The sequence below is a fragment of the Nocardia exalbida NBRC 100660 genome (assembly GCF_000308575.1).
GTDB lineage: Bacteria > Actinomycetota > Actinomycetes > Mycobacteriales > Mycobacteriaceae > Nocardia > Nocardia exalbida.
Genome location: NZ_BAFZ01000085.1, coordinates 1 through 24,002, shown reverse-complemented (window position 1 = coordinate 24,002; position 24,002 = coordinate 1). Strand labels below are relative to the sequence as shown.

Below are 24,002 nucleotides of genomic sequence, written 5' to 3'. Positions count from 1 at the left end.
GCCGCCGCGGTCACCTGAAGGGGGCGTGTTGCTCAACAGCGGTGCGGTGTTCGCCGGGTTCACCATAGAGAGGCTGCTCGGCCAGGGCGGCATGGGATCGGTGTATCTCGCCAGGCACCCAAGGCTGCCACGGCAGACCGCGCTCAAACTGCTCAACCGGGAGTTGTTCACCGACGCGGAGGTCCGGGCCCGGTTCGAGCGGGAGGCGGACCTGGCGGCGCAGCTGGACCATCCGAACATCGTCGCGGTGTACGACCGCGGCACCGAGGACGAACAGCTGTGGATCTCCATGCAGTACGTCGACGGGGTCGACGCGGCGACGGTGAACCCGCAGAGCCTGCCGCCGGAGCGGGCCGTGCAGATCATCGAGGGCGTCGCGTCCGCACTGGATTACGCGCACGGGATGGGTGTGCTGCACCGCGACGTCAAGCCCGCGAACATCATGCTGGCGCGTGCGGTGGGCGGCCAGGGCGAGCGGGTCTTCCTCACCGATTTCGGCATCGCCCGGCTGCGCGAGGATTCCACCCACCTGACCCAGACCGGCATGTTCACCGCGACGCTCGCCTACGCCTCGCCCGAGCAGATGACCGGTGCGCACCTGGACCACCGTTCCGATCAGTACTCCCTGGCTTGCGCGCTGTATTGGTTGCTGACCGGCATCGCCCCGTTCGACGCTCCTGCCCCGGCCGACATCATTCGCGGGCACCTCCAGTTGCCGCCGCCCTCCGTCGCGGCACGGCGCGCCGGTCTGTCACCCGCGCTCGACGCGGTGATCGCGCGGGCCATGGCGAAGCGGCCCGACGACCGATTCGCCTCCTGCGTCGAATTCGCCTCCGCCGCACGGCGCGCGCTCACCGAGCCCGCCCCGACGGTGGTGGCCGCGCAGTACCAGCCGCAACCCGCGCCCACCGTCCTCGCGCAACCGGCCTACCCCGGGCCGGAGGCGAGTCCGCCGACCTACGTCCCCACGGCCTCCACCCCGAGCTACACCGCGCCGCCGCAGTACCACCCGAATCCGACCGGCGGACAGCAGTTCCCGGCGTCCAACGGCTATGCCGCGGCAGCTCCGCAGCCGAGTTATCCCGTGGCGCCGCCACATTCCGCCCCGCCGCCGATCGGTTACCCGTCGCACCAGCCACCCGGCTATCCGTCGCAAGGGCGCTCCAACACCGGCCTGATCGTGACGATCGTCCTGGTGATCGTGGCGCTGCTGGTCGGGGCGGGCATCATCGTCGCGAAGGTGGGATTCTCGGATTCCGCGTCGCCGCTGGACCTCGGCACCAAGACGCCCGCGGGCCCCTCCGATGCGGACAAGCTCGCCAAGGCGTTTCCCGAACTGCTGCCCCAAAGTGTCGACACGAAATACGACATCGGCTCCGGCCCGGGGTATGGCGGTAAGACCTGTTTCCTCGGCACCGCCAAACCGGGCGGCAAGGTGTCCAGTGCCACCGGCGTACCCGACTTCCCGAACTGGGCGAGGGCCTGGAACTGCTGGGGCACGCCGATCGCCGACCCCGATTACGTCCTCATCGGCTTCAAGTCGCCGCAGGACGCCCAGGCCGCGGTGCGGGACCTGCCGTCGAACACGGCGGCGACCGAACGCAACGGCGGCAAGTCGTATTCGACCTACCGCTGGCAGGAGAAGACCAGCGGGTTTCCGGACGGCTACCTCGTCGTCGACTTCGACGACGATCCGGCCAGGTCGAGCTACCTGCTGTTCGCCACGGTGACCCTGACCGACAGCAACCCGGGCTCCGGCTTCGGCATCACCGCGGCGAAATTCAAGACGTGGTTCGCCGACCTGCCGCTGTGAACGCTCAGTCGACGGCGAGCGCCTCCACGATGGGCAGCCGGGCCGCGCGCAATGCGGGCGGGATCGACCCGAGCAGCGCCAGCGCCAGTGCGATCATGCCGTAGACCAGCAGCATCGGGCTCGGCCGGTAGGCGACGTCGATGGTCAGGGCGTGCCCGATGGCGACCGTGCCCAGGAACTGCACCGCCGCGCCGAGCGCCAGACCCAGCACCGCGCCGACGATCCCGATCCCGGCTGCCTCGGCGAGCACCGAACGCATCAGGAATTTGCGCCCGGTGCCCATGGCGCGCAACACGCCTAGTTCCCTGCGGCGCTCCAGCACCGAGAGCATCAACGTGTTGAGCAGTGCCACCGTGGCCACGAGCACCACGATCCACAGGATGGCGTTGCTCATCGCCATGCCCTGCTCGATGCTCGACGACGCGGCGACCACGGTGTCCGCGCCGGTGTCCACGTTCAACTCCGGCGGCACCACCTGCCGGATCGCCGCGAGCACCGCCGCGCGATCGGCGCCGGGCGCGATGTCGGCGGCGATCACCGTCTCGCCGGGCCGCTCGTACCAGGTGCGCAGCAGGTTCAGGTCCATCATCACCACGCCGGCGATGGCGGAGAAATACGGGATCACCTGCAGCACCCGCACCGTGTGCGGGCCGGTGGGCGTCGGCAGGGTGAGTTCCGCGCCCACACCGACGTCCAGCGAGCGCGCCACGTCGCGGGAGATCGCCACGCCCTCGCCGGCCGACAGCCGGGCGACCGAATCGTCGGTGAGCATGCGCATCCGGGTCTCGCGCGCATCCGGCGGAAACCCTTGCAGCATCACGCGAGTGCCGCCGAGGGTCGCGAAGGCCATCTGGGCCGGGCTCAGGTGCGCGACGCCGGGCACCGCCGCGAGCTTGTCCCGCAGATCCGCGGGCAGCAGCGGCCCGGTGGGGAACTGCGCCATCGAGGCGGGGCTGATGTAGACGTCGTTGCGCGCCAGATCCGTGAAAGTGACCGTGGCCGAGTCGATCATGTTGCTCGAGGCGCCGCTCATGCCGACGGTGGCCCCGACGCCGATCATCACCGTCATCGCCGTGGCCCACACCCGCCGCGGCGCGCGTTCCAGGGTGGTCGCGCCCAGTGCCCCGGGAGCGCGGAACCAGCGCGCGATTCCCGCGGCCGCCCGCACGATCGGACCGGTGGCGGCGAAACAGAGCAGGATCGCGGCGATGAACGAGATCGAGATGGCGGTCAGCGAATAGCGGCCGAGATCGCTGCCGGCGATCAGCACCGCGGCCCCGGCCAGCCCGCCGCCTGCCACGACGGCCAGCCAGCGCAGCAGCGGGCTCGCCGTATCGGTCCGCCCGGCCCCGACCGGTGCCAGCGCCTCGATGGGCCGGACCTTGTACACCTGGCGGGCGGCCAGCGACGCCGCGAGCACACTGGTGAACACACAGGCCGCGACGGCGAACGGAATCACATACCAGGGCACCGAGTATTCGGTACGCGCCTCCACCGACTCCACGATCGCGGTGGGCAGCGTGCCGATCGCGACGCTGCCCATGAACACGCCCAGCGCCGCGCCGACCGCGCCGCCCAGCACGCCGAGCAGCGCGGCCTCGGCCAGCAGATCGCGCACCATCGGCCCGCGTTTGCCGCCGATCGCGCGCAACAGCGAAAGCATCGGTCTGCGCTGGGCGATCGCCATGCTCATCGCGTTGTAGATGAGGAACGCCGAGACGATCAGCGCGGCCGCCGACGCCATGGTGGTGGAGTAGCGGACCATTTGAATCGCCCCGCCCGCCTGCGCGGTGCGCCAACTCGGCTCGGCCACCACCGCGCGGCCGTCCACCGCCTCGGTGAGCGCCGCGCGCACCTGCGCGAGGTCGGCCCCATCGGCGGGAATGATCTGTACGGAATCCAGCCGCCCCGCGCGATCGGTGACCTTCTGCGCGAGCCCGAGCGGAGCGGCGATGAGGTGACCGCCGTTGAGCTTGCCGGAAGTCTCCTCATCGAGGACGCCCGCGACGGTGACCGTCGTAGCGCCCAGCGTGAACTGCTCGCCCTCGGCACGGCCCAGTCCCGTGCCCACCAGCACCCCGTTGGGCACCGAGAGCAGCTTTCCCGTGAAAGCGCTCATCGGCGTGGTCAATTCGCTGCCCAGCGCGCCGATATTCGAATCGGCGCCGATCAGCAGCGCGCGGTCGGCGCCGGTGCCGATCTGCGTCCGCAGCATCGGCACCGCCACCGCGACGCCGGGTGTGGTCGCGATCCGCCGCAGCAGTTGCTGGTCGAAGCCCGCGTCGGTGATACCGCTGACCTCCAGCTGCGCCTTGCCGCCCAGGCCGCGGGTCAGCTTGTCCACCGAGCCGGTGACCGAGCCGGAGATGCTCAGCACCGCGACCAGCAGTGACGCCGAGACGCCCATCACGATCAGCGACATCAGGGTGCGGCCGCGATGGGCGAGCAGTTCGCCGATATTGAACAGCCGCAGACGATCCCACGCTGCGCCGATCACGCGGTGACCTTCCCGCTGCGCTGCCGCCTCCGGCCCTGACCGCTCATGCGGTGTTCGTTTGTCGCCTGAGCGGGGACCTCCGTGGTCACGCTGCGCTGCCGCCTCCGGCCCTGACCGCTCATGCTCATGCGTTGACCGTTCGCTCGACCTTGTCATTGGACCCGATCCGGCCGTCGCGCAGCGTGATCACCCGGTCGCAGTAGGTGACCGCGCCCATGTCGTGGGTCACCATCACCACCGAACTGCCGGCTGCGGCGATCTCCCCGAGCAATTCGAGGATGGCGGCGCCGGTCTTGGAGTCGAGGTTGCCGGTGGGCTCGTCGGCCAGGATCAGCGGCGGGTCCATGATCAGCGCCCGCGCCACCGCCACTCGCTGCATCTGCCCGCCGGACAATTCGGCGGGACGGTGTTCGGCCCGCTCGGCGAGCCCGACCCGGTCGAGCAATTCCAGAGCGCGCGGCTTGGCCTTGCGCAAACCCGTGCCGTCCAGCAATTTCGGTATCGCCACGTTCTCCCACGCCGAGAGCGTGGGCAGCAAATTGAAGAACTGGAACACGAAACCGACCTGGTGGCGCCGGAATGCCGACTGCTGTTCCTCGTCCAGCGCGCCGATCTCCTCGCCCCGGAACCGGATCGAGCCCGCGTCGGGACTGTCCAGCGCGCCGAGCAAATGCAACAGAGTGCTCTTGCCGGAACCGGAGGGCCCGATGATCGAGGTGAATTCCCCCGTCTCGATACGCAATCCGACGTCGTCGAGCGCGCGGACCGCCTGGCCGCCGACCCGATACTCCTTCGTCACGCCCGATAGTTCCAGCATCGCCGGTTCCGGCATCGTCGTCCCCCGCTCCGTACGGTCGATCAATTCTTCGTTCCTCATCGCGCGTTACCGCGCCATGGCCTCCGACGCGAGTTTGCGGCGACGATACTGCGCGTCGAGCACCGCGCGCAGCACCGGCTGCTCGGCCGCCAGTTCCGGATAGGCCTCCATCGCCGTCAGCCCTTGGTCGAGTTTCGCGGCGAAATGCAGGTTCCACCGGTAGCGCAGCGTGAGCAGGAGCCCCTCCGCGCCACCGAACAGCCGATCCAGGTCATCGAACCCCTCGAACAGGTCGGGATCGGCCGGGTCGAGCGCCGCGCGGGTGAGCACGGTGTGCACGATGTCGGTTCGAGCGTGCTGATCGGTCCAGGACATGGCCATCGCCTTCCTCTGTGAACTATCGCCCACGCTACGGACGCGACGGTCTTGTTGTCGTCGTGCCAGGGACCCGAATGCGTCTCCGCCCACGGTAGGAGCGGCGGCCCGCTCGCGGGACGATGTACCGGCCCGGATGCGGCGGCTAGCCTTACAGAATGGGTTCGACCGGCGTAGCCGAAGCACCGCCCGGTACGCCTCCCGCGGGCCGCGTGCGAGCCTCGATGCGGCGTATCCGGGAGCGGTGCGCCGAGTTCGCGCGCGATCCGATCGCGGCGTTCCGGCGCAGCGTCGAGGAGCTGCCCTACGACTATCCGCCGTCGGTCATCATCAGCGTCGATATCGCGGTCTTCGCCGTGGCGGTCGCGGCGGCGGTGCAGCGGCACAGCTACTTCCCGACCCCGCTCCCGATCATCGCGGTCCTGTTGACCTGTGCCTTCGGTCCGTTGCACGCGTTGCTCGGCGTGCTGCCGCGCCCGCTGCTGCTCGGCGTGCTGGCCATGGCGGCCGAGGCGCTGTTCCTCGCCCAGCCGGTCGCGGCAGACTTCGCTCCGTTCGTCCTGGTGGCCGCCGCGGGGGAGATCGCGGCGATCGCGCCGAAACGGGTGAGCATCCCGGTCACGGTCGCGATGATGCTGCAACTGGTCGCCTTCGACGCGATCGGCCACGTCCCGGAGGGGTTGCCCACCTATCTGGTCGGCATCGCGTTCGGCTGGATGGCCGGGCTGATGCTGCAATATCAGCGCCGCTTCCTCTACCAGGAACGCGGCTACCAGGACATCCGCGCGGCGCAGGCCGCCGACGAGGAGCGCCACCGGATCGCCAGGGAAGTGCACGACGTGATCGCGCACTCGCTGAGCGTCACGCTGCTGCATCTCACCGCGGCCCGGCACGCGTTGCAGACCGACCGCGACGTGGACGAAGCCGTGGAAGCGCTGACCGATGCCGAACGGCTCGGGCGGCAGGCGATGGCCGACATCCGCCGCACCGTCGGCCTGCTCGACGCGCGCCCCTGGAAGCAGGTCCCGGAACCGGGCGTGGAGGACATCGAGGACTTGGTCGGCGATTTCGTGCGGGCGGGTCTGGACGTGCGTTACGACCGCGACGGCGATGTGGGCGCGGTGTCACCTGCGGTCGGGCTCGCGCTGTACCGGATCTGCCAGGAGTCGCTGGCGAACGTCGTCAAGCACGCGCACGGCGCGTCCGCCGGGGTCCGGCTCGCGGTGGACGCGACGATGGTCACCCTCACGGTGGACAACACGGTGCCCGGCGGACTACCCGCCCACCGCGGCGCGGGCATGGGGCTTTCCGGCATGCGTCAGCGCGCCGAACTGCTCGGCGGCCGCATGACCGCCGGGCCATCGGACCGCGGCTGGTCGGTGCGCGCCGGTATTCCGCTCGCGCCCGCCCGCGGCGGACTGTCGTGTCCGGTGCTGCCCGGGTCCGCGACGAACGGACGGGAGGGTTCGTGAGCGAGCGTCAGCGAGTCGACCGGGAATACGGCGCGTCGTCGTCGCGAACGATAGAGCCGGGCTTCGGCGAGGTGGTTGTGTGTGAGTGTCGGCGGGTGAGCCGAGGGTGCAGCGTGCTGTTGCGCACGGTCGAGCGGGGCGTGGGTGAGGTGGTTGTGAGTGAGCGTCGGCGGGTGAGCCCAGGGTGCGGCGTGCCGTCGCGCACGGCGGAGCCGGGCGTCGGCGAGGTCCGGTCGTGAGCCTGACCTCGCCCGCGAGTGGCGAAGATGCCGTGACGGTGCTGGTGGTGGACGATCAGGAACTCGTGCGCGGCGGGCTGCGGCGAATCCTGCGCAGGCGAGACGGATTCGTGGTCAGCGAGTGCGCCGACGGCGACGAGGTCCCGGCCGCCGTGGCCCAGGCCCGCCCCGACGTGGTGCTGATGGACCTGCGGATGAAACGGGTCGGCGGCATCGACGCGACCAGGATGCTGCGGGCGCGCGACGGCGCTCCGCCGGTTCTCGTGCTCACCACCTTCGACGACGATCAGCTGCTGTCCGGGGCGCTGCGCGCGGGCGCCGCCGGATTCATCCTGAAGGACTCGCCCGCCGAGGACCTCATCCGCGCGGTGCGGATGGTCGCGGGCGGCGGAGCCTGGCTCGACCCCGCGGTGACCGGCCGCGTGCTGTCGGCCTATCGCACGGTGCGCCCGGTGCGCACCAACACCGACGCCCGCCTGTCCGACCTGACCGCCCGCGAGTACGAGGTGCTCGAACTGATCGGGCGCGGCCGGGTGAACGCGGAGATCGCTCGCGAGCTCGGCATCTCGGAAGTGACCGTGAAAAGTCATGTGGGACATATCTTCGGGAAGCTCGAACTCCGGGATCGCGCCGCGGCGATCGTGTTCGCGTTTGACCACGGGGTGGTGACACCCGGAGAATCCACTCTGTGACGGGTGGGCTCCGGTCGCGTACCGCGTGATCTCGGTGTGCGATCCCCGCCCGGGATGCGGAGGATGACGGGTGCAGGAACCTGGGCCGAGAACCGGCACGCGTTTCGGGCCGTACGAACTGCGGTCGCTGCTGGGCAAGGGGGGAATGGGGGAGGTCTACGAGGCATACGACACGGTCAAGGACCGCGCGGTCGCGGTCAAGCTGCTGTCGGAAGAACTCGCCAAAGACCCGATGTACCAGTTGCGTTTCCGGCGCGAATCGCAGGCCGCCGCCCGGCTGGCCGAACCGCACGTCATCCCGATCCACGACTGGGGCGTGATCGACGGCGTGCTGTTCATCGACATGCGGCTGGTCCGGGGCGCCGACCTGCGCACCATGTTGCGCGGTCAGGGGCCGCTGAGCCCCGCCCGCGCCGTCGGCATCATCGAGCAGATCGCCTCCGCGCTGGACGCCGCGCACGCGAGCAATCTGGTGCACCGCGACGTGAAACCGGCGAACATTCTGGTCACCGACGCGGATTTCGCGTATCTCGCCGATTTCGGCATCGCGCACACCGAGGGCGACAGCGCGGTGACCTTGGTCGGCATGGCGGTCGGCTCCTACATCTACATGGCCCCGGAACGCTTCGACGTCGGACCGGTGACCGGCCGCGCCGACGTCTACTCGCTGGCCTGCGTGCTGCACGAATGCCTGACCGGAGCGACGCCGTTCCCGTCGGCCAGCATGAACGTGCTGATCAAGTCGCACATGTCCGATCCGCCGCCGCGGCCGAGCACGCAGGCCGCCGGCATTCCTGCCGCGTTGGACGAGGTGGTGAGCCGCGGTATGGCCAAGGACCCGGCCGACCGCTTCCCGACCGCGACCGCGTTGGCCAGGGCGGCGCGCACCGCGCTCACCTCGGCGCCTGCCACCGGGCCGATGCTGGTGGTGCGGGCACCCGACCGGTCCCAGCGCCCCGGTGCGGCGGCCGCGCCGGAATCGACGGGCGAACTCTCGCTTTCCGCGGTGATCCATCCGAGCGCGCCGACGGTGATCCGGCCCGCGGAATTCCAGTTCACGCCGCTTCCGCCCGCGGAAACGACCCCGCGCCCGTCGGGGCCGCGAGCGTCGTCGACACCGGAGGTGGAATTGCCTCCGATGCGCCCCTTCCCGGACGCGCACCTTTACCCGGAAACCCAGGCATATCTGGAATCCGCGGGATACCCGCAGGCACCGGAGCATCCGGCCCCGCCGACGCAGGTGTATCCGCGGAATTTCGCCGATCCGGCCGCACAGGACTACTTCGATTCCGGGCAGGCCTACCCGGGACAGCCGCAGGACTATGCGCAGGCCGATCCCGACGCCACGCGAAGCTATGCGGAACCGACTGGAGATCAGCCGTATTTCGACGTGCCGCCGCAGCCGTACGCGGCGCAGCCGGAGGACTTCGCGCAGGCCGATCCGGATGCCACGCGAAGCTATGCGGAGCCGACCGAGGTTCGGGCGTATTCCGATATGCCGCCGCAGGCCTACTCCCAGGCGCCTGGTTCCGCCTTCGCCGAGGGACCGCATCCGGGAGTCGAGAACTACCCGGAGACCGCGCCCTATCCGGATCGAGGACCCGGCTCGGTCGCCCCGCAGGGCACGTCCGGTTATCTTCCCGCACCGGACGCGGCGCCGACCCAGTATCTGGAACCGGCAGGGCAGGACGGCTACGCGGCACGTACCGACTATCCGCCGCACGGTGACTACCCCGCGCGCACCGGCCATCCGGTGGGCCGCGACGAGCCGGAGTACGGCTACGACGATTACGACGAGTCCGATTACTCCTCGTCGCGTGCGGGTCGCTCGATAGCGCTACCCATCATGGTGGCCGTCTTCGCCATCGTCGCGCTGACCGTGGGCGGCGCGATCGCCTGGCAGTCGTTCGGCTCCGGCGAAGTCGAGCCGACACCCGCCGCCGCCCTTTCCGAGGCGCCCGCGCCGGCCGCGCGGCCCAGCACCCAGGCGCCGACTCGCACATCGTCCTCGCCCGCGACGTCCACCTCGGCGAAGACGACTCCGGTGACGCTGCCTCCCGGCGCGAAACCGTGCGGCCAGGGGCAAGCCGCCTCCGGGACGTTCACCCAGTCGGCGACGGGTACCCCGGTGACCAGTTGCGCGTTCGCGGAAGCGGTGCGCAGCGCCTATGCCGCGAACGGTGCGGCACAGAACGCGACTCGCGACGCACCGCGCACGGTCGTCGCGACCAGCCCGGTCACCGGCCGGTCCTACACCATGAACTGCCTGCCCGAGGGGTCGCTCGTCACTTGCAGCGGCGGTGAGAACGCGGTCGTCTACGTCTACTGACGGCTGCCCGATTGACGCCGCGTCGCCCGGAATGGGGGACCGGCTAGGGCACGGCCGGGGTTCCGCCCGCGACAACCGGCAGGCCCGCCGCCTTCCACGCCCGGAAACCGCCCACGAGGTCGGTCACCCGCCGCAGCCCGAGGCGCAACCCGTCGGCCGCCGCGAGGCTCGAGGCGTAGCCCTCGTTGCACACGATCACCACGGGAGTGTCCGAGGTGAGGCTCGGTAGCCGGTGCTCGCCGTTCGGATCCAAGCGCCACTCCAGGACGATCCGTTCGACCACCACCGCGCCCGGTATCTCGCCCTCGGCGATCCGGTTCGCGTGCGGCCGGATGTCCACGATCAGTCCACCCCGGGACTGCACCGCGGCGGCCTGCTCCGGTGTCACCCGCTCCAGTCGCGCCCTGGCGCGCGCGACCATGTCCTCGGCGCCTGTACTCATCGTGCACCCACTCCGCTCACCGACGTTCCTGCGAAGTCCGCCAGCGTACGGTATTCGCGGACCGGACGCAGCGGCGGCGAGTACGCGTGCACCGACGCGGCCGGCCACAGCTTGTCGTTGCGCAGCTGGTGCGCCCGATCGGGGCCGAAGCCGACCGTGTCGCCCGCTCGCCGTTCCGCCTTCCGGATCGAACCGCCGAGATGCAGATACTCCTCGCTGAGTTCCCCCACGGTCATGGTGAACGCACCGGAGGCGCCGCCGTGGTCGTGCGGTTCGGTGCCCTGTCCCGGCGCCCAGGACAGCAGCCACAACTCGACGCCCATGGTCAAGGCCAGGCGGGTCCACCAGCGCTGATCGGCATCGAATCGCACGATGTCCAGCAGCGGAGTCGCCAGTTCGGCGGCCACCAGGCTGGTCAGCCGGTGTAGTTCCGCAGCCGACCACAGCGCCCGCTCCGGGTGGATGGCGTCTCGAACCAGCGGCACGTCGATGTCGGGATGGATGTCGCGCGCGTGCTTGAGGTTCACCGGAAGGGAAGTGGTCACATGTGCTCCTGACGGGATCGGTCGGATGAGCGCTTCGCGGCTGCCGCGTGGATTCTGCGCCGTCGCGGCGCGTTTGACACCAATCACGATCAGCGCGAACAAAATTCGATCGATCGCGGTCAGGGCGCGGTCGTACGGCCCGGGCGCGGCCGCCGCGGCGCCCGGCGGGCGCGGTTCGCTACCCGAACGCGGGCATCGGCGGGGATTCGGGGAACACGACGGGCAACGATACGAGGGCCCGGTGGAACGGACCCGGTCGCCAGGTCAGCTCCTCCGCCGGGACCGCGAGCCGCATCTCGGGCAGCGCGTCGAGGAGTTGGTCGATGGCGTCCTGCGCGATCAGATAGGCCATCGATCGGGCGGGGCAGGCGTGCGGCCCGGCTCCCCAGGCGAGGTGCGCACGGCTGTCGGTGTACTCGCCGGTGTGGATCGCCGGGTCGCGGTTACAGCCGGCCATGCTGATCACGACCGGCTGGTGCGCGGGCAACCAGACGTCGTCGATCAGGATCGGCTGCTTCGGGTAGCTGAAGCAGTAGTTCGCCCCCGGCGGGTCGTCGAACAGCACCTCGTCGAGCGCGTCCCGGGTGGAAAGACTGCCGCCGAATATCCCGCCCGCGAACCTGCGGTCGGTGAGCATCAATCGCAAAGTGTTGGCGATCAGGTTCTGCTGGGGTTCGATGCCCGCCCCGTACAAGGTGACCAGCTGGTGGATCATCTCCATGTCGTCGAGCGCGGCGGGGTGGCGCAGCAGTCGCGAGGTGATGTCGTCGGCCGGACTCCTCCGCTTCATCTGCACCAGGTCGTACAGCGCGTCGGCGAGCATCGCGTTGCCCTTGTCCGCGTTGACGCCTTCGAAGATGGCGGCCATGCCCATCGCGACTTGCTGCCCGATCTCCGGCGGGCAGCCGAGCACCGAGTTGAGCACCGCGAACGTCAGCGGAAACGCGTACTGGCTGATCAGGTCCGCAGCGCCGTCCTGGCAGAAGGCATTGATCAGCGGGCCCGCGATCTGCTCGGTCGTCGAATGCAACGCGTGCAGATCCACTTCGCCGATACTCGCGACATTCACCTGCCGGTAGCGCTGATGCTCGAATCCGGTGCTGCGCAACGCGTTCGGCCGCCACTCCATCATCGGCAGGATCGGGCAGCCCGCGGGAATGTCCTGCTGCCAAGTCCGTGGGTCCGAGGGAAAATGCACCGGGTCGTTGAGGATTCGCAACGCGGTGTAATAGCCGATCACCAACGTGGCGGGCACGTTCGGCGCCAGTTCGATCGGCACGAGCGAGCCGTATCGGTGGCGCATCTCTCGGTAGGCGCGATGGGGATCGGCGGCGAATGCCTCCGTATACAGCGGGAACCGGGGGCCGTCGGAGTCGAGTGGCGAACCGTGCTGTACGGGACAGCTTTTCGTGCTCTCGGAGGCGGATTGTGGGGACTGTGGCGTGGACAAAGGGCATGACTCCAGAAGGGAAGGCGCTTCACCGACGCGTGCGGTCACGCGGTCGGTTTCGCGCCGAGCAGGTGCATGTTTCGCGATGTGCTACGGGATCGTAAGCAGTTGGCACCCGGTGGTGGGGTCGTTTGAGCCGCTCGATCGGTGAATGCGGAGCTATCCGCTGGGCACGCGGCGCGGTGATCTAGCCGCGGCGGCCGAATCCGGCCGGGGGCGCGGCCGCCGGATCGCTTTGCCGAGAATGCGCCGTCCGCGCGAATCGCCTTTCGTGCGAGATGGATTCGCGGCCGGTGACAGTCGGGGATGCGGTTGGAGGTTCAGGCGATGGGCCCGCTCATTCGCGGAGGTCCGCCGCGTACCGTTCGGCCAGCACGGCGACGCGCTCGGCGGGCCAAGGGCAACGGATGTCCCCTTGGGTGGCGGCGAAGAAGAGTTCCAGGTGTACCTGCCAGGCGGCCAGCAGTTCCGGCCGTAGCGCGGCCGGCTTCGCGGGCAGGGTCTGGGTGAGCACCACCCGCACGCCCAGGTCGGGATCGGCTTCGAAGGCCCAGCGCACCGTGCCGGCGACGGCGCCGTCGTGCCGCCACCGGTACTCCATCGACCGGGGCGGCTCGACATCGAGCAGTTCGCCCGCCTCGACATGCGGGTTCGTCGCCCGGACGGGCGGGTGGGCGCCCACCGACGGAGTCTCCCGTTCGACGAGCAACGACCACAACCGGTCCAGCGGCTGCCACACCAGGTCGCGGGCGTACCGCAGCACATAGCCGTCGGCGACCGCTTCGCAGTCACCCCTGTCGAGCCCGAAATCCGCGATGTAGCCCTCGATGTCGGCGAGCCAGGTCGCGTCGGGCTCGGTGTGCGCGCCGTCGAGTGCGGCCGTGAGGGCCGACAGGCAACGGTCCCAGCCGACCGCGGACCTCGCCGCGCCGAGTCGCGCCTCCGGTCCGCCGCCGAGGACGTGGGTGAAGATCAGCCGTGTCCCGTCGCCGTCCGCCACGAGCTCGAATCGCAGCACATCCCGGTTCCATCGGAACATGTAGACCTTGGGCGGGTCGTATTCGAGCACCTCGCCGCCGGAGGTGCGATCGATCGTCTCGGGTGCGTCGGCGAAGGTGAAGCGCATCGCGGCGCCGGGCCGCGGTTCGGTGGTGACAGCGGCCGGGAACCAAGCGGCCATCTCGCCCGGGTCGCTGATCGCGCGCCACACCTTCTCCGGGGGATGGGCCAGCCTGCGTTCGAACCGCAGGGTGGGGGCGCCGTCGACGGTGCGCAGTTGTGCTCGGGAATCGCTCATGGTTGTCCTTCCTCGTCGGGTATGGCGCCGAGATGACGTTCCAGGGCGTCCAGGCTCGATTCCCACATCCGCCGGTAGGGCGCGAGCCATGCCTCGATCTCGGTCAGCGGTTCGGGCCGCAACCGGTACCAGCGGCGCTGCGCGTCCTGGCGCACGTCCACCAGGCCCGCGCCCCGCAGGACCTTCAGGTGCTTGGACACGGTGGGCTGAGCCAATCGCAGCTCGGCGACCAAATCGCCGACCAGTCGTTCCCGTTCGCGCAACAGGTCGAGGATCTCCCGGCGGCGAGGCTCGGCCAGTGCCTCGAACGTAGATGCCATATCGGCAATATAGCCGAAATGGAATATAATAGCCACCGAGCGCTCGCGCGGTGTGCGGGAAACGCATGTGGCTACGGACTCCTCGGCCGGGCGCGGCACCGACGCGGTGGCCGTCGGCCCGGTGTGTGTCGACCGTCCGATCCTCGGATTCGCAGGCGCGTGCCGGTAGTGCGAAGGGGTGCGGGTGGGGTCCGAGGCCTCATGTCGTGAAGCCCGCCGAACGTGCTCCCCGAAAAATCGGACCATCGAATTCCGCGCCTCGGCACCCGATGAATCCTGCGGTAATACTCCAATGCTATTGAGCGGGACCGGTGTGCGGCGCTCGGTTCGGCAGTGCGGGTGGCGGTCAGGAGTTTTCGGCGAACTGGGGCGTAATCAATTCATCTAGTACGTTCTCCGGGATAACGAGAAGCAGTTCTCGGGTGAGGTCGCGGCGAGCAGCGCCGCTGCCGACCCCGGCCGCTCGGCGACATCGGGCGGGTAGGTGGAGGTGTCCATGCTTGTTGACCACGCCGTCGTCACCTGGCGGGGCCACAAGGATCAGCCGACCCGTGGCCGCGCCCCCGCCGTCGCGGCCGACGGCCGGCGAGCCGGGCAAGTACGGTATCGGAACGCCGGACCAGCGGCGCAGCCCGGCGGAGCTCGCGAAAAGAATGTGTCGAGAATGTCTATTGATCTATTCCGCAGAACTCGAACCGTCCTGGGTTGTGCGGCGCTTGTCGTAACTCTGGTAGCCGGATGCGGAACCAACCGCGCGGAAGATCCGGCGTCGACCGAACCCAGCATTACCGAGGCCGCGGCGCGTACCGACCAGAAGGGGTTGTCGCTCATCGTGCCGGGCACCCTGGCCGCGAGCTACGCCGAACTCGCGGCGGGTGTGCGCGGGAAGCTCGGCATGGCCGTCATGCCGGTAGGCGGCGAGCAGGTGGTCACCTTCGGCGAATGGACCAGCGGCCCGGCCTGGTCGACGATGAAGGTCCCGCTGACCATCGCCGCGCTCCGGCGCAGTTCGAGCAGCACCAGCTACGCCGCGTCGGCCGCGATCACGCAGTCAGACAACGCCGCCGCCGACGCGCTCTGGCAGTCGCTGGGCACCGCGCAGGAGGCGGCGCAGGCCGTGCAGACGGTGTTGCGCGAGGGCGGTGACACCAGGACCGTCGTACCCGCGACCCGTGCCCGTGCCGAGCATTCGGCATTCGGGCAAGCGGAATGGTCGCTGACCGACCAGGTGCGGTTCGCCTCGCGGCTGCCCTGTCTGCCCCAGGCCGAGCGCGTGACCTCACTGATGGAACAGGTCATCGCAAGCCAGCGCTGGGGTCTCGGCGAGTTCAGTGGCGCCGAGTTCAAGGGCGGCTGGGGGCCGGACATCTCGGGCGCCTATCTCGTGCGCCAGTTCGGGGTCATCAACATCCCCTCGGGCAAGATCGCGATCGCGATCGCGGTGCAGCCGGAGTCCGGATCGTTCAGCGACGGTATGAACATCCTGGACAAACTGGCCACGGTCGTCTCCGAGCATCTCGACGAGCTGGCCGGGGGGCGCTGCCCGGCCGCATGAGGCCATCCGTCCAGGTCGGTGTTACACGCCGTTCACGGGGGCGGGGCTGCCGAGATCGGACATGAAGGGCAAGATAACGGCCATGCGCATCGGAGTTCTGACCGGAGGCGGAGACTGCCCAGGACTGAACGCGGTCATCCGCGCCATCGTTCGTACCGCGAACGGCCGCTACGGAGACGCGATCGTCGGCTTCGAGGACGGTTGGCGCGGTCTATTGGAGGATCGCAAGATCCAGATCCGCAATGACGACCGCACCGACCGGATCCTCACCAAGGGCGGCACCATCCTCGGCACCGCCCGCACCAACCCCGACGTGCTGCGCGCAGGCCTGGGCCGGATCAAACAGACCCTGGACGACAACGGCATCGAAGCGCTGATCCCGATCGGCGGCGAGGGCACGCTGACGGCCGCGAGCTGGCTGTCCGACGAGGGCGTGCCGGTGGTCGGCGTGCCGAAGACCATCGACAACGACATCGACTGCACCGACGTCACTTTCGGCCACGACACCGCCCTGAACATCGCCACCGAGGCGATCGACCGGCTGCACACCACCGCCGAGTCGCACCAGCGCGTCATGCTCATCGAGGTGATGGGCAGGCACGCGGGCTGGATCGCGATCGGCGCCGGCATGGCGGCGGGCGCGCACCTGACTCTGGTGCCCGAGGTCCCGTTCGAGGTGGACGAGGTGTGCGCGATGATCAAGCGGCGCTTCCAGCGCGGCGACAAACACTTCATCTGCGTGGTCGCCGAGGGGTCGCACCCGGCGCCGGACTCCGGATTCACGTTGCGCGAGGGCGGTATCGACGAGTTCGGCCACGAGCGGTTCACCGGCGTCGCCCAGCAACTCGGCGTGGAGATCGAGCGGCGCATCGGCAAAGAGGTACGCACCACCGTGCTCGGCCACGTGCAGCGCGGCGGCAGCCCCACGCCCTACGACCGGGTGCTGGCCACCCGCTTCGGCCTGCACGCGGCCGAGGCGGTGCACGCGGGCAAGTTCGGTCAGATGGTCGCGCTGCACGGCACCAGCATCGACCTGGTTCCGCTGTCGGAGGCCACCAAGCAGCTCAAGCGGGTGCCCGCCGAACGCCACCGCGAGGCGGAGGCGTTCTTCGGGTAGCGCTTGCGCGCGGCGAATAGCCGGGGACGGTCCGAATCGTCGGTACTGTGAGTCGCATGCGCAGTGGGCGACTGATCGCGTTGGCTCTGTTGGTCATCGCGGCATTGGCGGCAGGGTGTACGGAGTCGAATCCGCCCGAGCCGACCACCGGTGACTGGCACGGCGCCATCGAGGTCCCCGGTCAGCCCCTGCAAGTCGGAGTGAGCTTCCGCGACGACGGTACGGCCACCATCGACATTCCCTTGCAGGGCGTGAGTGGCACGCAGCTGAAGGACGTCAGCACCGACCGCAACGGCGTGTCGTTCGCGATCCCCGATATCCCGGGCGACCCGGTGTTCCGTGGCGAGTACGAGTCCGGAAGCGACCGGATCGCCGGCGATTTCACCCAGGCGGGCCAGAGCTTCCGGCTCACGCTGAGCCGAGGCAAGGTGACGCCGCCCGCTCGCCCACAGGAACCGAAGCCGCCGTTCCCGTACAAGACCGAGGACGTCACCTACCGCGACGGCGACATCACCATCGCGGGCACATTGACCGAACCGCAGGGGCCGGGCCCGTTCCCCGCCATCCTCATGATCTCCGGAAGCGGCCCCCAGGACCGTAACGAAGACCTCATGGGCCACAAGCCGTTCCTGCTGCTGGCCGACACCTTCACCCGCGCGGGCTACGCCGTGCTGCGCACCGACGACCGGGGCGTCGGCGGCACCGGCGGCAAACTGGACGACGCGAACTACGCCGACCTGGCCGAGGACGCCGCCGCGGGTGTCCGCTTCCTGCGCGCCCGCCCCGAGGTCGACCCGGCCCGGGTCGGGCTCTTCGGGCACAGCGAAGGCGGTTACCTCGCACCGCTGGTCGCCGCGCGCCCCGACAGCGGCGTCGCGTTCGCCGTCCTGATGGCCGGGCCGGGTGTCCCCGGTGCGGATGTGCTCATCGAGCAGACCCGCTTGCTCGCCGCCGCGAACGGCACTCCTCCGGACCAGGTGGAGACCCGGGTGCGCGACACCACCGAACTGGCCGCCCTGCTGAAAGCGGGTGACCTGGACGGCGCTCGGCAGTTGGCCATCCGGCAGAACCAGTCGCTGCCCGCCGACCAGCGCGTGCCCGACGACCAGGCGGCCGCGCAGATCACGCCGTATCTGGCCGCCCTGGTCGCCTACGATCCGGCGCCCGCCCTCGCGGCCCTGCGCGTGCCGGTGCTCGCGTTCTTCGGCGGCAAGGATCTCCAGGTGCCCCCGGCGCAGAGCGAGCAGCCGATGCGCGACCATCTCGCCGCCGACCCCGATGCGACCGTCCACGTCTTCCCGGGGCTCAACCACCTGATGCAGCCCACCGAGACCGGCCGTCCCAGCGAGTACAGCACCATCGAGACGACGATCGCCCCCGAGGTGCTCGACTACGTCACCGGCTGGCTGCGTCAGCGGGTCCCGGTGAAGTAGCGCGCCGCCGCACGACGCGAGAGCCGCTGCGCTGCGGCGGGAGCGTTTACCTAAACTGATGGCCATGAGCGCACCCACGGTCGACCTGATGGATTACTCGGATGTCCTCGCCCGGTTCGAGCCGGTGCTCGGCATGGAGGTCCACGTCGAGCTGAACACCGCGACGAAGATGTTCTGCGGTTGCCCGACCGAGTTCGGCGCCGAGCCGAACACCCAGGTGTGCCCGGTGTGCCTCGGTCTGCCGGGCTCGCTGCCGGTGGTGAACCAGAAGGCCGTCGAGTCCGCGATCCGGATCGGGCTGGCGCTGAACTGTTCGATCACCCCGTGGGGCCGGTTCGCGCGCAAGAACTACTTCTACCCCGATCAGCCGAAGAACTATCAGATCAGCCAGTACGACGAGCCGATCGCCACGAACGGGCACCTGGACGTGCTGCTCGACGACGGCAGCACCTTCCGCGTGGACATCGAGCGCGCGCACATGGAGGAGGACACCGGCAAGTCGGTGCACGTGGGCGGCGCGACCGGTCGCATCCACGGCGCCAGCCACTCCCTGCTGGACTACAACCGGGCGGGCGTGCCGTTGATCGAGATCGTCACCAAGCCGATCACCGGCGCGGGGGAGCGGGCGCCGGAGGTGGCGCGGGCCTACGTGACGGCGCTGCGAGATCTGCTGAAGTCGCTCGGCGTCTCCGACGTGAAGATGGAGCAGGGCTCGCTGCGCTGCGACGCGAATGTCTCCCTGATGCCGGTCGGCGCAACCGAATTCGGCACCCGCACCGAGACCAAGAACGTCAACTCGCTGCGCAGCGTCGAGGTCGCGGTGCGCTACGAGATGCGCAGGCAGGCGGCGGTGCTGGCGAGCGGCGGCACGATCGTGCAGGAGACCCGCCACTTCCACGAGAGCGACGGCACCACCTCGCCCGGCCGCCGCAAGGAGACCGCCGAGGACTACCGCTACTTCCCCGAGCCCGACCTCGAGCCGGTCGCGCCCGACGCGGAGTGGGTGGAGCGGTTGCGCGACACCATCCCGGAGTACCCCTGGCTGCGCCGCGCGCGCATCCAGTCCGACTGGGGCCTGTCCGACGAGGTGATGCGCGACCTGGTCAACGCGGGTGCGCTGGACCTGATCATCGCCACCGTCGACGCAGGCGCCCCGGCCAACGAGGCGCGCTCCTGGTGGGTCGCCTACCTCACCGAGAAGGCCAAGGAGCGCGAGGTCGCGCTGGACGAGCTGCCGATCACCCCGGCCCAGGTCGCCGAGGTGATCAAGCTGGTCGACGCGAAGACGATCAACAACAAGGTGGCCAAGCAGGTCGTCGACCACGTGCTGGCCGGAGAGGGCGACCCGGCGCAGATCGTCGAAGCCAAGGGCCTCGGCATGGTCAGCGACGACAGCGCCTTGCAGTCGGAGGTGGAGAAGGCCCTGGCCGCCAACCCCGACATCGCCGACAAGATCCGCTCCGGCAAGGTGCAGGCGGCGGGCAAGATCGTCGGCGACGTCATGAAGGCGACCCGGGGGCAGGCCGACGCGGCCCGCGTCCGGGAGCTCGTGCTCGCTGCTTGCAGCTGATTCTCTATCGGGGCCGATCGACCGCGACGGAGCTGTAGAGCGTGCTCGAGGTCGGCGGCGTGGTGTAGCGGGCGTTCGGCAGGTACAGGTGTTCGCCGAACGCGGCCACGGTCGTCGGTACGTCGAAACGCGGGTCGGTGACGCGCCGTTCGACCGTGCCCGTCGTGCCCGCGGGATCGAGCGCGACCACGGCGATCGCGTTGGACCGGTTCTGGACGACGAACAATGTGCTGCCGCACAACAGCAGTCCGTCGCCGTCGGGCAGCGACTCGGCGCCGAGATCGATCCGCCGCGTCGTACCGGTCGCCGGGTCTACACGGAACAACCGGCCGGTCACCGACTGCATGATGATCAGCCCGGTACCGTCCGGCGTGCGCACGATCCCGTTGGCGTTGATCGCTTCGGGCTGGTAGCGGATGTCGCCGGTCAGCGGGCGACGCACCACCGCCGCGGGTGGCGGCAGGACAGCGTCGTCGCCGATGGGCAGGTGGTACAGCACGGGTGTCCGCGAGTCGGTGAACCACGCGCCCGCGGGCGTGAGTACCACGTCGTTGACGAACGTGTCCGGCGGCGGCGCGAGCCGGTAGTTCGCCTGCACCGCGCCGGTGCGGGTGTCGATGACGCGGGCGTCGCCTCCGGTGCCTCCGGCGACGAACAGCCGGTCGCGGTGGTCGATGCGCATCCCCAATGCCGGCGTACCCGGCCCGGGGCTCAGGATGTCGCCCCGGCCGGTCACCAGGTCGGCGCGGTAGATGGAGCCGTCTGTCCGCGAACCGAAGTAGGCCACCGGTCGCGACCCGATCGCGATGCCCTCCGGCTGGAACCCGGCGGGCAGGTCGATCGCGGTGCGGACCGGGCGGTGCGCCGCTGTTCGGTCGGTGGATACCAGCGCAGTAGCGCCGAGACAGGCCAGTGCGGCCGAGATCACGAAGACTCTCCTCATCCCATCGTCCCTCCATCCCCAGAGCCGCCGATCGCGGATGGCGTCCGGCAGTCCCGGAGTCCGCGCTCAGTAACCGACAGTGAAATGCCTGCTCTCACCTGGGTTCTCGAGTTCGTCCAGGACCGCCACGGCGAAGTCTTCCGCCGAGATCCGGGACGCGCCGTCGGCGCCGGTGATCAGGGTGGTGGTGCCGCGTCGATACGTGCCGGTGCGCTGTCCGGGTTCGAGGAGGGCGGGCGGGCTGAGATAGACCCAGTCGGCCGGATGCGCTCGGCAGATTTCCCATTGCGTGACGCTGGCGGCGGCGATCGGGCGGATCGCGGGCGGTACGTACTCCGGACTGTCGAGGACCAGCCGATCGGGACGTTCCGGATTGCGGAGCGGGGCAGCGCCGCCGACCACGAGGATGCGGGTCCGGGTAGCCGTGGCCGCGTCCAGCAGGGCGGTCGTCGTCGCCGTGACGGTGTGTTCCTGGCCGGGGCCCGGGCGGGTCGCGGCCACGATCGCGTCGGTGCCGTGGAACAGGTCACCCATCCGGGCGGGGTCGTTCGCGTCGCCCTCGACCGCGATCACCCCGGGAGGCAGAACGGTCGGCGGCTGTTTGCGGAACACGGCGACAACCTCATGGCCCCGCCTCGAGGCTTCGCCGACGACGCGGGAGCCGACCATGCCGTTTGCTCCGATGACGGTGATCTTCATTTCAGTACCCCTTCGGGTGCCGGGACAACGTGGGATGAGCGGCTGGGCGCGGGAAGCTGTCCCGCGACGATCGCGGCCAGCGCGAGCCCGAACCCGGCGAGCTGGATCGGGCCGAGCGTCTGGCCGAGCAGGATCGCGCCGATAACCGCGGCGACCAGCGGCGAGAGCAGGACGAGAACCGCGACCGAGGTGACCGGCAGTGTCCCGATCCCGCGGAACCAGAGGACATAGGCGAGCAGACCGCCGACCAGACCCAGCCAGACGTAGCCGAGGGCAGCGGGCGGGTCGATCGCGGGAGGCGAACCCTCGACGAGGCACGTGAGGGGTAGCAGGAACAGGCCTCCCGCGGTGAGTTGCCAGCCGGCGAAAGCGGTGGGACTCGCGTCGGCGGGCCGTCCCCACTTCTTCGTCAGCGTCAAGCCCAGCGCCATCGACGCCGCGGCGGCGAGGCCCGCCACGATCCCCGCGAGGTCGAGGGTCGCATGCGGCCCGATCACCACCATGCCGACGCCGACGACGCCAACCGCGCCCCAGATCAGGCGCCACGCCGACGCGCTCTCGTGCAGGACCACCACCGCCAGGACGGCCACGACGAGCGGCTGGGCCGCCGCCAACGTCGCGGCCACCCCACCTGGCAGGCGTTCGGCGGCGAGAAACAACAGCGGGAACAGCAGCCCGATGTTGAGCACGCCCAGCACCGCGGCTTTGCCCCACCAGGCTCCCCGCGGCAGGGTCCGCGTGAACGCCAGTGCGAGCACACCGGCGGGCAACGCGCGCAGGAGCCCTGCGAAAAGCGGGTGTCCCGGGGGAAGAAGCTCGGTGGTGACGACATATGTCGTGCCCCAGGACACGGGAGCGAGCGCTGTCAGGACGGTGCGAGGGAGACTTCCGTCTCTACCGGAAACCCTCTGTGCTGCTGAACTTTCCACATTCGCAGTCTCGCCCGGTGCGATCAATGAGTCCAACACATGTTTGTCACTTCATCGATCTCGATACACGATTGATCCATGGAGCTTCAGCAGATGCGGTACGTCCTCGCCGTCGCCGAGACGAACAGCTTCACTCGGGCCGCCGAGCGATGCCTGGTCGTCCAGTCCGCGCTGAGTCACCAGATCGCGCGCTTGGAACGGGAATTGGGCGCGAGACTCTTCGAGCGCACCAGCCGCCGGGTGCGATTGACTCCGGCCGGTGCGGCGTTCCTCCCGGCCGCCCGCCAGTGCCTGGACGCCGCCGAGCGCGCGGCCGCCGAGGTCGCCGCGGCGGTCGGCGAGGTACGGGGAAGGCTCGCCGTCGGCCTGATCCCCACCGTCGCCGCGGTCGACATCCCGGAGGCGCTGCGCGATTTCCGGCAGCGGTACCCACACGTGCGCATCAGCCTGCGGGTGGGCGCGAGCGAGGAACTCGTCGAGCGAGTCACGCAGGGAGCCCTCGACGTGGCTTTTCTCGGATTGCCGACCACGGCCCGGCCACGGGGTGTCGCCGCCCACGAACTCGCCCGTGACCGGCTCGTCGCCGTTGTCGCCCCCGACCATCCCCTCGCCGGCGCGCCCACGGTCGATCTGCGCAGACTCTCCTCCGAGGTTTTCGTGGACCTTCCGGCCGGAACCGCCGGACGCCTCCAATCCGACCAGGCCTTCGCGGCCGCCGGCCTGGACCGCGACGTCGCCTTCGAAGTGACCAGCGCCGACTACATCGCTCGCCTCGTCCGCCCCGGCCTCGCCGTAGCCATGCTGCCGTCGGCCTACGCGCCGCAACTCGAGGGCGTGGTCACCATCGAGGTCTCCGACGCCCCGGCCCGCGTCGAATACATCATCTGGAGCCGCAGCCGACCACCAGCGGCCACCGCCTTCCTCACCGTCCTCGGCGTCCCGGTAGACCGTGACGACTCCTGAGAATCGCCGATAACTCAGTCCGGGCCGCCGCTTCCGGCCTGCGGTGGCGGGATGCGGACGACGCGGTCGTCGAACGGGCCGGGCTGGCCGTCGGTCTTGTTCACCGTGGTCACCCAGATGGTGCCGTCGGCGCCGACCGCCGCGCCGCCGAGCTGCCCGTACTTGTCCTGCGCCATCAGGGTCGGCGCCGCGGTGACCGCGTGGGTGTTGGGGTCGGCGGCGGCGATGGCGAGGGCCTTCGCGCGGGTCAGCGAGATCGCTACACCGTCGGTCGCCGCGGCGCAGCCCGCGACGCCGGGCCGGTCCGGCCAGGTCCACGTGGTGGTGACCACGCCGTCGTCGCCGAGCCGTTGCAGCCGGTCCTCGGCGGGGGTGCGGTCGGTGATCCAGATGCTGTCCTTGCTGTCGCGGCACACGTCCCCCGCGCTGCCGATGCCCGAGACGGCGATTTCCGGCGTGGGCGTGCGGCCGGGCACCGGAGACTTCACGCGCAGCAGTTTGCCCG

Annotated in this window: 20 protein-coding genes and 1 pseudogene; 9 read left to right on the top strand and 12 right to left on the bottom strand. The window is 69.9% G+C overall.

Features of this window, described 5'->3' with window-relative positions; all coding sequences use genetic code 11:
- Nucleotides 1–25 precede the first annotated feature (25 nt).
- Nucleotides 26–1,813, top strand: a complete 1,788-nt coding sequence (locus tag ON29_RS36705) for a serine/threonine-protein kinase (protein ID WP_051175416.1) — start codon at nucleotides 26–28, stop codon at nucleotides 1,811–1,813.
- A 4-nt stretch (nucleotides 1,814–1,817) separates the two neighbouring features.
- On the opposite strand, the gene ON29_RS20495 is transcribed toward ON29_RS36705, so the two are convergent.
- From ON29_RS20495 to ON29_RS20485, 3 genes are all read right to left on the bottom strand, one after another.
- The gene (locus tag ON29_RS20495; RefSeq protein ID WP_040868542.1) at nucleotides 1,818–4,310 is read right to left on the bottom strand and encodes an FtsX-like permease family protein; all 2,493 of its coding nucleotides are present in this window, start codon (nucleotides 4,308–4,310) and stop codon (nucleotides 1,818–1,820) included.
- 124 nt (nucleotides 4,311–4,434) lie between these two features.
- Nucleotides 4,435–5,142, bottom strand: a complete 708-nt coding sequence (locus ON29_RS20490; RefSeq protein ID WP_051175424.1) for an ABC transporter ATP-binding protein — start codon at nucleotides 5,140–5,142, stop codon at nucleotides 4,435–4,437.
- Between the two features lie 51 nt (nucleotides 5,143–5,193).
- Complete coding sequence (locus ON29_RS20485) at nucleotides 5,194–5,502, bottom strand: hypothetical protein (RefSeq protein WP_051175423.1); 309 nt, start codon at nucleotides 5,500–5,502, stop codon at nucleotides 5,194–5,196.
- Between the two features lie 158 nt (nucleotides 5,503–5,660).
- On the opposite strand from ON29_RS20485, the gene ON29_RS20480 reads away from it, so the two are divergent.
- The 3 genes from ON29_RS20480 (at nucleotide 5,661) to ON29_RS37805 (ending at nucleotide 10,234) form a co-directional block, all read left to right on the top strand.
- Complete coding sequence (locus tag ON29_RS20480) at nucleotides 5,661–6,974, top strand: sensor histidine kinase (protein WP_051175415.1); 1,314 nt, start codon at nucleotides 5,661–5,663, stop codon at nucleotides 6,972–6,974.
- 277 nt (nucleotides 6,975–7,251) lie between these two features.
- Complete coding sequence (locus ON29_RS20475) at nucleotides 7,252–7,905, top strand: response regulator (protein WP_040868566.1); 654 nt, start codon at nucleotides 7,252–7,254, stop codon at nucleotides 7,903–7,905.
- A gap of 70 nt (nucleotides 7,906–7,975) precedes the next feature.
- Nucleotides 7,976–10,234 carry a serine/threonine-protein kinase gene (locus ON29_RS37805; RefSeq protein WP_085994920.1) on the top strand — a complete coding sequence of 753 codons (2,259 nt, stop codon included), beginning with the start codon at nucleotides 7,976–7,978 and terminating at the stop codon, nucleotides 10,232–10,234.
- Between the two features lie 43 nt (nucleotides 10,235–10,277).
- Here ON29_RS37805 and ON29_RS20460 read toward each other — a convergent pair whose 3' ends face one another.
- From ON29_RS20460 to ON29_RS20440, 5 genes are all read right to left on the bottom strand, one after another.
- Nucleotides 10,278–10,676, bottom strand: a complete 399-nt coding sequence (locus ON29_RS20460) for a rhodanese-like domain-containing protein (RefSeq protein ID WP_040868540.1) — start codon at nucleotides 10,674–10,676, stop codon at nucleotides 10,278–10,280.
- Nucleotides 10,673–11,221, bottom strand: coding sequence for a cysteine dioxygenase (locus tag ON29_RS20455; RefSeq protein WP_040868563.1), 549 nt, complete (start codon nucleotides 11,219–11,221; stop codon nucleotides 10,673–10,675). Before ON29_RS20455 ends, ON29_RS20460 begins: the two co-directional genes overlap by 4 nt.
- A 178-nt stretch (nucleotides 11,222–11,399) precedes the next feature.
- Nucleotides 11,400–12,500 (bottom strand): cytochrome P450, encoded by a 1,101-nt coding sequence (locus ON29_RS20450; protein WP_245549039.1) that lies wholly within the window; start codon nucleotides 12,498–12,500, stop codon nucleotides 11,400–11,402.
- A gap of 508 nt (nucleotides 12,501–13,008) precedes the next feature.
- Entirely contained in the window at nucleotides 13,009–13,968 is a 960-nt protein-coding gene (locus tag ON29_RS20445; RefSeq protein ID WP_040868537.1) for an SRPBCC family protein, read from the bottom strand.
- On the bottom strand, nucleotides 13,965–14,288 hold the full coding sequence (locus ON29_RS20440) for an ArsR/SmtB family transcription factor (RefSeq protein WP_040868535.1): 324 nt from the start codon (nucleotides 14,286–14,288) through the stop codon (nucleotides 13,965–13,967). Before ON29_RS20440 ends, ON29_RS20445 begins: the two co-directional genes overlap by 4 nt.
- Nucleotides 14,289–14,952: 664 nt before the next feature.
- On the opposite strand from ON29_RS20440, the gene ON29_RS20435 reads away from it, so the two are divergent.
- The 4 genes from ON29_RS20435 (at nucleotide 14,953) to gatB (ending at nucleotide 19,963) form a co-directional block, all read left to right on the top strand.
- Nucleotides 14,953–15,843: a serine hydrolase gene (locus tag ON29_RS20435; RefSeq protein WP_051175413.1), complete on the top strand. Its 891-nt coding sequence runs from the start codon at nucleotides 14,953–14,955 to the stop codon at nucleotides 15,841–15,843.
- Between the two features lie 82 nt (nucleotides 15,844–15,925).
- The gene (locus ON29_RS20430; protein WP_040868533.1) at nucleotides 15,926–16,960 is read left to right on the top strand and encodes an ATP-dependent 6-phosphofructokinase; all 1,035 of its coding nucleotides are present in this window, start codon (nucleotides 15,926–15,928) and stop codon (nucleotides 16,958–16,960) included.
- A gap of 56 nt (nucleotides 16,961–17,016) precedes the next feature.
- Nucleotides 17,017–18,393: an alpha/beta hydrolase family protein gene (locus ON29_RS20425; RefSeq protein WP_040868531.1), complete on the top strand. Its 1,377-nt coding sequence runs from the start codon at nucleotides 17,017–17,019 to the stop codon at nucleotides 18,391–18,393.
- 64 nt (nucleotides 18,394–18,457) lie between these two features.
- The gene (gene gatB, locus ON29_RS20420) at nucleotides 18,458–19,963 is read left to right on the top strand and encodes an Asp-tRNA(Asn)/Glu-tRNA(Gln) amidotransferase subunit GatB (protein ID WP_083863889.1); all 1,506 of its coding nucleotides are present in this window, start codon (nucleotides 18,458–18,460) and stop codon (nucleotides 19,961–19,963) included.
- Between the two features lie 4 nt (nucleotides 19,964–19,967).
- On the opposite strand, the gene ON29_RS20415 is transcribed toward gatB, so the two are convergent.
- The 3 genes from ON29_RS20415 to ON29_RS20405 all read right to left on the bottom strand — a co-directional run bounded on the left by ON29_RS20415 (nucleotide 19,968) and on the right by ON29_RS20405 (nucleotide 22,534).
- Nucleotides 19,968–20,906 carry an SMP-30/gluconolactonase/LRE family protein gene (locus tag ON29_RS20415; RefSeq protein WP_051175412.1) on the bottom strand — a complete coding sequence of 313 codons (939 nt, stop codon included), beginning with the start codon at nucleotides 20,904–20,906 and terminating at the stop codon, nucleotides 19,968–19,970.
- Nucleotides 20,907–20,972: 66 nt separating this feature from the next.
- Nucleotides 20,973–21,605 carry an NAD(P)-dependent oxidoreductase gene (locus ON29_RS20410; RefSeq protein WP_040868528.1) on the bottom strand — a complete coding sequence of 211 codons (633 nt, stop codon included), beginning with the start codon at nucleotides 21,603–21,605 and terminating at the stop codon, nucleotides 20,973–20,975.
- On the bottom strand, nucleotides 21,602–22,534 hold the full coding sequence (locus tag ON29_RS20405) for an EamA family transporter (protein WP_083863886.1): 933 nt from the start codon (nucleotides 22,532–22,534) through the stop codon (nucleotides 21,602–21,604). The genes ON29_RS20410 and ON29_RS20405 overlap by 4 nt, the downstream gene beginning before the upstream one ends.
- Before the next feature lie 78 nt (nucleotides 22,535–22,612).
- Between ON29_RS20405 and ON29_RS20400 the strand changes: the two genes are divergently transcribed.
- Nucleotides 22,613–23,497, top strand: a complete 885-nt coding sequence (locus ON29_RS20400) for a LysR family transcriptional regulator (protein ID WP_040868524.1) — start codon at nucleotides 22,613–22,615, stop codon at nucleotides 23,495–23,497.
- 14 nt (nucleotides 23,498–23,511) lie between these two features.
- Here the strand turns inward: ON29_RS20400 and ON29_RS20395 are convergent.
- A pseudogene (locus tag ON29_RS20395) lies at nucleotides 23,512–24,002 on the bottom strand (PQQ-dependent sugar dehydrogenase); the annotation flags it as partial.